This is a genomic window from Bacillus sp. LR--39 (assembly GCF_053613335.1).
In genome coordinates this window covers 1-573 of record NZ_JBSIOT010001322.1, presented here as the reverse complement: position 1 = coordinate 573, position 573 = coordinate 1, and the positions used below count along the sequence as shown (strand labels likewise).

Here is a 573-nt window from a genome sequence, read left to right as displayed (position 1 = left end):
AAACAAATCAGCAGCAATCAGCCGAGCGAGATCCTCAACAAACCTCGGATTTTCATAGGCCGTTTCTGTCACGGCTTTTTCATCAGGCCGCTTCAATACCGGATGCAGTCTCGCAGAAGCATTTGATTCTGCGGCGTGAAGCAAATCAGCTTTAACATCACTTGGCAGTGATGCAGCCGGGTGAATATCCGCCCAAATGCTGACCGTTCCCCTCTGATTATGGGCACTGTATTCGCTGATTTCCTTGGAGCAAGGGCACAGAGTCGTTACTTTTGCTGAGATGCCGGCACGCTGTTTAAACGGCTGATCTTCTTTGCGATAGGTGACAGACATGAATATATCAGCATGCATCAAACCCGCTTTCTCAAGCTTCGGACTTTTCCGTTCGAAAAACCACGGAAACCTCACTTCAACTGAGGCAGGTGATGTGTCCATGTTTTCTGCAAGCTCTTTCGTGAATTGCTGAAGAGAGGAAAATGAGAGAATCCAGCCATTTTGATGATAGACTTGCAGCAGCTCTGTTAACCGGCTCATGTTAATCCCCTTCTGATTTCTCGGCAAATTACAAGTCAT

At 47.1% G+C, this 573-nt stretch carries 1 protein-coding gene; it reads right to left on the bottom strand.

Annotation, left to right across the window (positions count from 1 at the left end):
* Nucleotides 1–573: GTP cyclohydrolase, FolE2/MptA family (locus ACWHAR_RS30255; RefSeq protein WP_452088827.1), on the bottom strand; the 573-nt coding region annotated here is incomplete at both ends.